The sequence below is a fragment of the Alienimonas chondri genome (assembly GCF_013036045.1).
GTDB lineage: Bacteria > Planctomycetota > Planctomycetia > Planctomycetales > Planctomycetaceae > Alienimonas > Alienimonas chondri.
This window is the reverse complement of sequence record NZ_WTPX01000061.1, coordinates 18,466-27,018: the sequence shown is the minus strand read 5'-3', so window position 1 is coordinate 27,018 and position 8,553 is coordinate 18,466. Positions and strand designations below refer to the sequence as shown.

At 68.5% G+C, this 8,553-nt stretch carries 7 protein-coding genes and 1 tRNA gene; 4 read left to right on the top strand and 4 right to left on the bottom strand.

The window, feature by feature from the left end:
* Positions 1-246 precede the first annotated feature (246 nt).
* Positions 247-1,800: a sulfatase family protein gene (locus LzC2_RS10910; protein WP_171186785.1), complete on the bottom strand. Its 1,554-nt coding sequence runs from the start codon at positions 1,798-1,800 to the stop codon at positions 247-249.
* Positions 1,801-1,886: 86 nt separating this feature from the next.
* On the opposite strand from LzC2_RS10910, the gene LzC2_RS10905 reads away from it, so the two are divergent.
* The gene (locus LzC2_RS10905) at positions 1,887-2,378 is read left to right on the top strand and encodes a hypothetical protein (RefSeq protein WP_171186783.1); all 492 of its coding nucleotides are present in this window, start codon (positions 1,887-1,889) and stop codon (positions 2,376-2,378) included.
* Positions 2,379-2,481: 103 nt separating this feature from the next.
* Here LzC2_RS10905 and LzC2_RS10900 read toward each other — a convergent pair whose 3' ends face one another.
* From LzC2_RS10900 to LzC2_RS10890, 3 genes are all read right to left on the bottom strand, one after another.
* The gene (locus LzC2_RS10900) at positions 2,482-3,777 is read right to left on the bottom strand and encodes a nickel-dependent lactate racemase family protein (RefSeq protein ID WP_171186781.1); all 1,296 of its coding nucleotides are present in this window, start codon (positions 3,775-3,777) and stop codon (positions 2,482-2,484) included.
* A 4-nt stretch (positions 3,778-3,781) separates the two neighbouring features.
* Positions 3,782-4,075 carry a hypothetical protein gene (locus tag LzC2_RS10895; RefSeq protein ID WP_171186779.1) on the bottom strand — a complete coding sequence of 98 codons (294 nt, stop codon included), beginning with the start codon at positions 4,073-4,075 and terminating at the stop codon, positions 3,782-3,784.
* Between the two features lie 128 nt (positions 4,076-4,203).
* On the bottom strand, positions 4,204-4,929 hold the full coding sequence (locus LzC2_RS10890; RefSeq protein ID WP_171186777.1) for a pyridoxine 5'-phosphate synthase: 726 nt from the start codon (positions 4,927-4,929) through the stop codon (positions 4,204-4,206).
* A gap of 382 nt (positions 4,930-5,311) precedes the next feature.
* Between LzC2_RS10890 and LzC2_RS10885 the strand changes: the two genes are divergently transcribed.
* The 3 genes from LzC2_RS10885 to LzC2_RS10875 all read left to right on the top strand — a co-directional run bounded on the left by LzC2_RS10885 (position 5,312) and on the right by LzC2_RS10875 (position 8,542).
* Positions 5,312-5,382: transfer RNA gene (locus LzC2_RS10885), tRNA-Asn, on the top strand.
* 508 nt (positions 5,383-5,890) lie between these two features.
* Entirely contained in the window at positions 5,891-7,015 is a 1,125-nt protein-coding gene (locus LzC2_RS10880; RefSeq protein WP_315854628.1) for a slipin family protein, read from the top strand.
* 165 nt (positions 7,016-7,180) lie between these two features.
* Complete coding sequence (locus LzC2_RS10875; protein WP_171186775.1) at positions 7,181-8,542, top strand: right-handed parallel beta-helix repeat-containing protein; 1,362 nt, start codon at positions 7,181-7,183, stop codon at positions 8,540-8,542.
* The last annotated feature ends 11 nt before the right edge of the window (positions 8,543-8,553 follow it).

The window sequence follows — 8,553 nt, the reverse complement described above, 5'->3', positions numbered from 1 at the left end:
GTACTCCCCTCTCCCCTTTTTTGGGGGAGAGGGGCCGGGGGTGAGGGGGCTGGAACCGTCCGGGCGTCGTTCACCGCCCCGCTGCTCTCCCGACAAACGCCCTGTCGCCGGCCATCGAGCGTCCGGGACGCTGCGTTCGCTCTGAGACTCTCTGGGCGACTGCGTGTGAGGTCTCGCTCACCCTCACCCCCGGCCCCTCTCCCTGAGGGAGAGGGGGGACAGGAGACGGGGTCCCAGCCGCTCGCCCTACCGCTGCTGTCCGCCGCCGGTGAGGTAGGTCTCCAGACGCTCCGCCAGCCGGGCGGCGATCTCGGGGCGTTCCTCGGCGAGGTTCGTCGTCTCCCGCGGGTCGGTCTCCAAGTCGAACAGGGCCAGCTTCGGCACCTTCGTGTTGGCCAGCTCCTGCTCCACCGTGAGGTTCCGCGTCTGTCCGCCGGGGTGGCGGTGCAGCTTCCAGCGGCCGTCGCGGATCGCGAAGGCGTTGCCGTTGTTCTGCACGACGAGTTCCTCGCGTCCCTCGGCTCCCTCTTTGCCCAGCAGGGCGGGGGCGAGGTTCACGCTGTCCGGGGCCACGCCGGCGGGGATCTCGACGTCCGCCAGCGCGGCGAGGCTCGCCGGCAGGTCGATCGTGCAGACGACCTCGTCGCTGACGGCCGGTTCGATCGTGCCGGGCCAGCAGGTGATGAACGGCGTGCGGACGCCGCCCTCGAATACGCTGTACTTCCCGCCGCGGTACGGGCCGGCGGCTTTGTGATCGCCGATCAGCTCGACCGCGCCGTCCTTATAGCCGTCGTCCAGCACCGGCCCATTGTCGGAGCAGAACACCACCAGCGTCTCCTCGGTGATCCCCAGCCGCTCCAGCGTGGCGGTCAATTCGCCGACGCACCAGTCCAGTTGCACGATCGAATCCCCGCGGAAGCCCAGCGGCGTTTTGCCTTGGAATCGCTCGTGCGGAATGCGGGGGACGTGGAGGTCATGCGAACTGAAGAACAGGAAGAACGGCTCCTCCGGCTGCTTCTGTTCGTGCTGCTCCATAAAAGCGACGGACTCGGCGACCCAGCGATCGGCGAGGTCTTCGTCGCGGAAGCGGGCGGCGTGGCCGCCGGTATAAAAGCCGATCCGGCTGATGCCGTTATGAATCGTCTGGTTGTGGCCGTGCGACCAGTCCATCTTGAGTTCGTCGCGGTGCGTGATCCCGGTGGGGTGATCCTCGGACGGCTTCTTTCGTCCGACCCACAGCGGGTCGGCGGGGTCGAGGTTCAACACGCGGCTTTGATCGACGTACACCTGCGGCACGCGGTCGTTGGTGGTGGGCAGCAGGAAGGAGCGATCGAAGCCGATCTCCAGCGGTCCGGGCTTCAATTCGCCGTTCCAGTCCGGCCCTTCGCCCTTCTCGCCGAGGCCAAGGTGCCATTTCCCGATGACGGCGGTTTCGTAGTTCGCCTTCTTGAGCAGGTCGGCGACGGTCTTGGTCTCCGGTTGGATCAGCGCCGGGGAGTTTGGCGGGGCGATCCCGGTGCCGTCCTGCCGGAAGGCGTACATGCCGGTCAGCAGGCTGAACCGCGTGGGCGTGCAGGTCGAGGCGCTGCAATACCCGCTGGTGAACCGCACGCCGCGCTCCGCGAGGGCGTCGATATGCGGCGTCTCAAACGCCGTCGCCCCGTAGCAGGAGAGATCCCCGTAGCCCATGTCGTCCGCCATAATGACGATGACGTTCGGCGGCTGTTTCTCAGCGGCGTCCTCCGCGACCGCCCACGCGGGCAGCAGCAGGGCGAAGGAGAAGGCAAAGCGGGCGATCATCGGCGGCTCAATCACGGAAGGGGGCGAACGCCGCCCAATCTAACGGGGTCGGAGACCGAACGCCGCCGTTCCTTCATCCCCCCGACATGTCGACCGACGCACACGGCTACCGCTGGGACCGCCCGATCGCCCTGTGGCGGCAGCGGGGGACGGTGTTCCTGTGGCGTTATCAGGACAACGCGGAGAACTACCCTGGCTGGCATTGCACGGCGGACGCCGAGGGCTGCGAATCGCTACTGAGGCTGTTCGCGGTCTTGCGAACCGCGGAGCCGGGCGACGGCCGTACGGTGAGGCTCACGTCGCCCACCGCGGCGGTTCTGAGCGTGCCGAACAATCGTGGGGGCGCCGCTCGCTGGTTCGCTCCGGCGAAGTGGACGCTGGAGCGAGCGTCGACGGCGGGTCCGGGCGACTGCCGGTTCGAGACGGACGACGATCGCCTCCGACTCGTCGTAAGCGACGACACGTTGAACCGATTGACCGAACTGGTGCGGGATCTCGTCGATGGGATCGACGATTACAGCATCAAGCTTTGCGGCGAATCTCTTTGGGGATGGCGGTTCAACGGGGAAGCGTCGTAGGCGCCGGCGAGCCGGAGGGTTGATCCCTCCGGCCCGGTGAGCGCAGCGAACCGTGCCCGGCCCCGCGCCCGGCCCGGTCCGGGGGGACAAGCCCCCCGGCTCGCTAAGAGGATTCACTGAGCGTCGGCAGGACGTACGGACCCTCGGGGATCGCGGCGATGCGGGCGTTCGGGCCGTGCTTCTTGAGGGCCGCGCTCACGGCGCTTTCCACGCTGTCGGCGCGTGTGACGTATAATTTTTCTAATTGATCCGCGAAGGGGGCGTTCGTGACGTACACGACTTCGCAGCGGCGGAGGACCTTGGCCATCTCCTCCAACTGCCATTGATCCATCACGAAGAAGTCCGGGCGGTCGGCGTCCTCGCCGGTGATGGCTTTCATAAAGCCTTCATGGGTGGGGAACTCCTCGAACAAACCGGCGAATTCCGGGCTGCCGACGCCTTCGCTCATCTCCGCGGCGATGATAATCGTGCCGCCCTCCTTCATCACCGGCAGCACGCCGGTCAGGCCTTTGACGCTTTGATAAAAGGTCTGATCCAGCGGATAGCCGGCGGCGCTGGTCACCGCGACGTCCACCGGCCCGCCGACCGGGACCGTCACGACTTCCCGCGCAAAGGCGACGCCGGCGTGGAAGGCCTCCTCCATCTCCCCGGCGAACACCCCGGTGACGCGGCGCTCCGCGTCGAGGGTGACGTTCAGAATAAAATCCAAACCGGTCCGGCGGGCGATCCAGGTGTTCTCCTCGTGGACGGGGTTCCCTTCGAGGATGCCGCAGTCCGCCCTCGGATCTTCTAAAAACTGCGGGCCGTGCCAGACCTTCACCGTCTCCAGCGCCGCGATGCCGGGGCAGACGAGCTTGCGGCCTCCGCTGTAGCCGGCCATCAGGTGCGGCTCGATCAGGCCGGTGGCGATCTTGAGATCGGCGTCGACGTAGCGGCTGTCGATATGAATCGGCACGCCCCGTGGGCTCATGCCGAGGTCGGTGTGGCTCGCCAGATCCTTGCCGTAATGGTTCTCCACGCGGTAGTTCGCGGCGATCGTCTCGCCGACTAACTCCACGATTTCCTCGCCCAGATTCGGCCGGTGCAGGCCGGTGGCGATGAGGATCGTGATCCCCTCGCGGGGCACGCCGGCCGCCTCGAGCGTCGGCAACAACGCTCCCAATAATAATTCGTTCGGCACCGGGCGGGTGACGTCGCAGATCAGAATGCAGGCTGTCTGCTTCCCCTTCGCCAACTCGGAGAGCGGGGGGCAGCCGATCGGTTCGAGCAGGCTCTCGGCGACGTCGACGCCGGGATCGATCAGCGGGGGGGCGGGGCGAATCTCCAGCGGGCCGACGAGGTTCTCGTCGGGGACGGCGGCGTCGAGGCCGGACTTGCCGTAGGCGAGGGTGAACTTCATGGCGTCATGATAACAAATCGCGAGCGGTCGACCCCGCCCGCGGCTCCCGCTCCGGTACGCCGACCGCCCCCGCCGCGAGCGGCAGGATCAAGCCGATCAGGATCATCAGCAGCATGCAGCTGACGGCGGTCAGCAACCCGACCACCAGGTCCCCCTCGGACAGCCCCAGCGTGGACAGCTTACGCACCGCCAGCACGAACAGGCCGAGCGCCGCCGCGAAGCAGGCGTACTGGGCGCCGAAGGCCAGCGTCCGACGCGCGATCAGGGGACGGTTCCAGACAGGCGGGAGCGACTTCATCACGACACCTGCGGGAAGGGCATGGGACGGCAAACCGTTCCAACCTAAAGAGCCGGCCGCGGCCGAACAAGATGCGGCCGCCGAGCCGCGCCGCCCCGATCACGCGGGCCCGGTTCAGAGGGCCCCGTCTAGCCGAACGGCCCCGTCATCAAGTCCTTCATCTCGCGCACGGCCCGTTCGAAGCCGACCAGCACGGCCCGGCCGACGATGCCGTGGCCGATGTGCAGCTCCCGCACCCCGGGGATCGCGGCGACGGGCCGCACGTTGTGATAATTTAATCCGTGCCCGGCGTTGAGTTGCATCCCTTCGTCCCGCACGCGGGCGCCGGCAGTCATGAGGATGTCCAGTTCGAGCCGGCGCTCCTCTTCGGTCGTCGCGTCGGCGTATTTGCCGGTGTGCAATTCGACGGTTTCGACGCCTAATTCCAGCGCCGCGTCGATCTGTTTCATCTCGGGGTCGAGGAACAGACTGACCGGCAGCCCGGCGTCGTGCAGACGGGCGACGGCCTCGCGGACGGAGTCCTTGTGGGCATAGACGTCGAGGCCGCCCTCGGTGGTGATCTCCTCGCGTTTCTCCGGCACGAGCATCGCCACATCCGGCCCCAGGGCGACGGCGATCTCGCACATCGCCGCGGTCGGCGCCATTTCGAGGTTCAAGCGGGTTTGCACCGTCTCCCGCAGCAGGCGAACGTCGCGATCCTGAATGTGCCGGCGGTCCTCGCGGAGATGCACGGTGATGCCGTCCGCCCCCGCCAGTTCGGCCAGCACGGCGGCATGGACGGGGTCCGGCGCCGTCGTCCGCCGGGCCTGGCGAACGGTGGCGACATGATCGACGTTGACGTGCAGAGCGGGCATGCGGGGAGTGTACCGCGTTCGCCGCGACCGCCGCAGCGCGCCGGTCAGGGCGCTGTCGGAGAACTGCATACCAGCCCGATGCGCAAGCATCGGCCGTCGGCGCAGCCGGCGGTTCGCCGGGGGCGTTTAAACGGCTTTGTTTCGAACGACGCACAGCCGACGCTTGCGCGTCGGGCTGGTATTGAGAACAACCCCTTTTCCGTGAACCCGGCGCCAGGGGGGCGTGTCTCCGTTCGCATCGCTGGGGACCAGCGTTCCGGCGGCCCGCCGGCTCCGCGGGGGCGGCCCGTTTGTGACGATCCACATCGTCGCGGCGGGTTTCGCACGCCCCGCGGTCGGCTCGTGCGGGTTCCGCGTTCACGGGTTCACACGCCCCCCGGCGGCGTTAGCTCACTTGGTTAGAGCACCAGGCTATTAACCTGGCGGTAACGGGTTCGATTCCCGTACGCACCACACCGATTGTTAATCGGTTGCACAGCGAATCATCCGCAAACGCGGGTGGTTCTCCAAAGGCCTGACGGGGGCGGGCGAAACGGCGGCCGGCGACGCGGTTGGAACGGACGACGAACGGGCGCTCTTCGGAACGCTCGCCACTCTTCCCGACCGGCCCGCCGCACCGCACGGCTGCGGGCTTTGCGGGATGTGAACTCGTCGGCGGTCCGACCGGGACCGGCGACCGCGGGACGCGGGGAGGGGCGGGGACTTCGGTTCTCGCCCCTCCCCGCCGACCGCGGTCGGCGCCCGATCTGCCGTCGGCGAACGCGTTCCCCGCCCGCGGCGGCGGGGTTCGCCCGACCGTCCGCCCCCTGACGGTTTCTATGAACGACATTCATCACCCCGCTTCGCCGTCGCCGTTAGGCGGCGCGCTCCAAACGATTAGCGCGCCGCCTAACGGCGACGGCGAACCGGGAAGACTGTTTCTATTATCAATCTCCAATCGCCTCGAAATAGGGGGCTTCCCGTGTTCAAGACCGTTCATATCAAGGCTCGGGAGGTCGGGCTGTTGTTCAAGCGGGGCGACTTCGCCGGGCTGCTGCCGCCCGGGGAGCACACGCTGTTCGCCCCGCCCGCGATCCTTCGGTCGTGGCTGGGGGAGGTGCGGGTGGACGTGGAGCCGGCCGACGAAGTCGAGCTGACCCACCCCCGCCTGCGGGAGATCGTCGACGCCGGCGTGCTGGACGGTTGGGCCGAGGTGCTGGACCTCGCCGACCGCGAGCGGGCGCTGGTGTGGACCGACGGCCGGTTCCATCGGATCCTCGGCCCCGGTTTGCACGTGCTGTTCACCTGCTTCCGCAAGGTGCGGGTGGAGCGGATCGAAGCCCGCGACGGCCGGTTCGAGCACCCGCAGCTGCCGGCGATCGCCCGGTCCCGCGGCGCTTCCGGTGCCTTGGACGTCTGCCGGGTCGAGAAGGAGACCGCCGGCGTGCTGTACCTCGACGGTCGGTTCGTCGAGGTCCTGCCGCCCGGCCTGTACGCCTTCTGGAACGGCGCCGCGAAGGCCGAGGTGGTGACGGTCGCCGCCCGCGAGACCGTGCTGGACGTGAGCGGCCAGGAGCTGCTGACGGCCGACAACGTCACCGTGCGGCTGAACGTCACCGCCGCGGTGAAGGTGACCGATCCCCGCCGGGCCGTGCTGGTCGCGGAGGGCGCCGACCGGGCCATCTACCGGGCCGTGCAGCTCGCGCTGCGGGCGGCGGTCGGTTCGCGGACGCTGGAGACCCTGCTGGCCGACCGCGATGCGGTCGCCGAGGAGGTCGCCGCGGCCGCCGCCGACCGGGCCGGCGAGGTGGGCGCCCGGGTGACCGCGGTCGGCGTGCGGGACGTGATCCTGCCCGGCGACATGCGGGCGCTGATGAACCGCGTCACGGAGGCCCGGAAGGCCGCCGAGGCGAACCTCATCACCCGCCGCGAGGAGACCGCCGCGGCCCGCAGTCAGGCGAACACGGCTCGCCTGCTGGCGGACAACCCGGCGCTGATGCGGCTCCGCGAGTTGGAGACGCTGGAGCGGATCGCCGAACGCGGCGAGCTGAAGGTCTTCGTCGGCGACGGCGAAACCGTCGGCCGCAAGGTGCTGGATTTGATGTAACGAGGTTTGCTGCGAAACGGTCCGCGGTTCGGGGGGCGATCCCCCGGGTCGCGGATTCGTTTTATACATAAGAAGGATTTCAGAACCAGAGGATCGACGTGCGGGGCGGGCGGGGGGCGGATATAACCGGCCGGCGCCCGCTGTTCCTCGACCGGTTCTTGTTCCGTGCCTGTGCCCGCTCATCCCCTCGCTGTGCGTCAGACGATCTATTGTTTGTGCTTCGTCGGGGGCGTCGCGTGGCTGTCGGGCGTGGCCGCCGCGGGGGATCTGCATGTCACCCCGGACGGCGCCGGGCGGCGAGACGGTGCCGGTTGGGCGGACGCCTTGCCCGCGGAGCGGTTGGACGCCGCCGTCAACGACCTCGCCGGCCCCGGCGATCGCGTGCTGCTCGGCTCCGGTCGTTATGAGAACCAGTTCTTGAAGATCCGCACCGGCGGAACGGAGGGTCGGCCGAAGGAGATCCGCGGCGTCGATACCGGCGAGGGGCTGCCGACGTGGGTCGGAACCTGGTCCGCGACGGACCCCAAGAAGGGACCGACGGCCGTCTCGCTCGGCCCCGGGGTGTCGGATCTCACCCTCGCCGGTCTGCGATTGCGGAACTATCAGTTCGGCGTGCGCGCCCCGACCGACGGCGAAGAACCGCTCGAACGGCTCACGCTGGACGATGTGGACGCCGCACAGATGCGGCACCATTTATATCTCTCGAACTGCCGCGAGCTGACCGTCGCCGACTGCGACGTGGTTCGCTACAGCAAACACGCTTTCCGCTTCGAGCGCGGCTGTCGGGGCGTGCGGGTGATGCGGTGCACCGCGGATTGCTCCGAGGGGGACGAGGCGTGGGAGCAGAACACGGCGGAGCCGCTGCCGTTCGGGTTCGTCGTGAATAACTCAAACCCGCCGCAGTCCGACTTTCAATTTGAAGACTGCTCCGCCGCGAACAACCGCATGGCCGTGACGCCGGGGAAGTATGCGAACGGCGACGGGTTCGTCGTGGAGGGGTCCGTGGAGGGCGTCTCCTTCGTGCGTTGCACGGCGGTCCGCAATCGGGACGGCGGGTTCGATCTGAAGCCGCCGGTCTCCCTGCGGGACTGCGTGGCGCTCGACAACGGCCGGGGGATTCGCCTGTGGTCGGAAGCGACCGTCGACAATTGCTTTCTCGGCGACGGCAAGACCGGCTTGTGGTCGAACGGCGGCGCGGCGACGGTGCGGTCCTCGACGTTCCACCGCCTCGCCGGCCCCGCCGCGATGACGGACGACCGGGCGACCGGCGGCGTTACGCTGATCGACTGCCTGATCGCCGATTGCGGGGCCGTCTGGAAGAAAACCTCGAAGGGGCCGGTCACGCTGACGGAGATCGTCGTCTCCGAGACGCGGCCGACGCCGGACGCCCGTTCAAAAGCACCCGCCGACCCGTCGATTCAATTCGCCGCCCCGCCCGCCGCCCTCCCCGGCGAAGGACCGCGACCGACGCACCCGACCAAGGGCTATCGCCCGCCCGAACAGTCGGAGGGCAGGCCCGTTCGGTAAACCCGCCCCGC

Excerpts from the sequence above, each read along its gene's own strand:
- LzC2_RS10890 (WP_171186777.1), bottom strand. The coding sequence starts at position 4,929 with ATGCCCGCTCTGCACGTCAACGTCGATCATGTCGCCACCGTTCGCCAG.
- LzC2_RS10905 (WP_171186783.1), top strand. The coding sequence starts at position 1,887 with ATGTCGACCGACGCACACGGCTACCGCTGGGACCGCCCGATCGCCCTG.
- LzC2_RS10900 (WP_171186781.1), bottom strand. The coding sequence starts at position 3,777 with ATGAAGTTCACCCTCGCCTACGGCAAGTCCGGCCTCGACGCCGCCGTC.
- LzC2_RS10895 (WP_171186779.1), bottom strand. The coding sequence starts at position 4,075 with ATGAAGTCGCTCCCGCCTGTCTGGAACCGTCCCCTGATCGCGCGTCGG.
- LzC2_RS10910 (WP_171186785.1), bottom strand. The coding sequence starts at position 1,800 with ATGATCGCCCGCTTTGCCTTCTCCTTCGCCCTGCTGCTGCCCGCGTGG.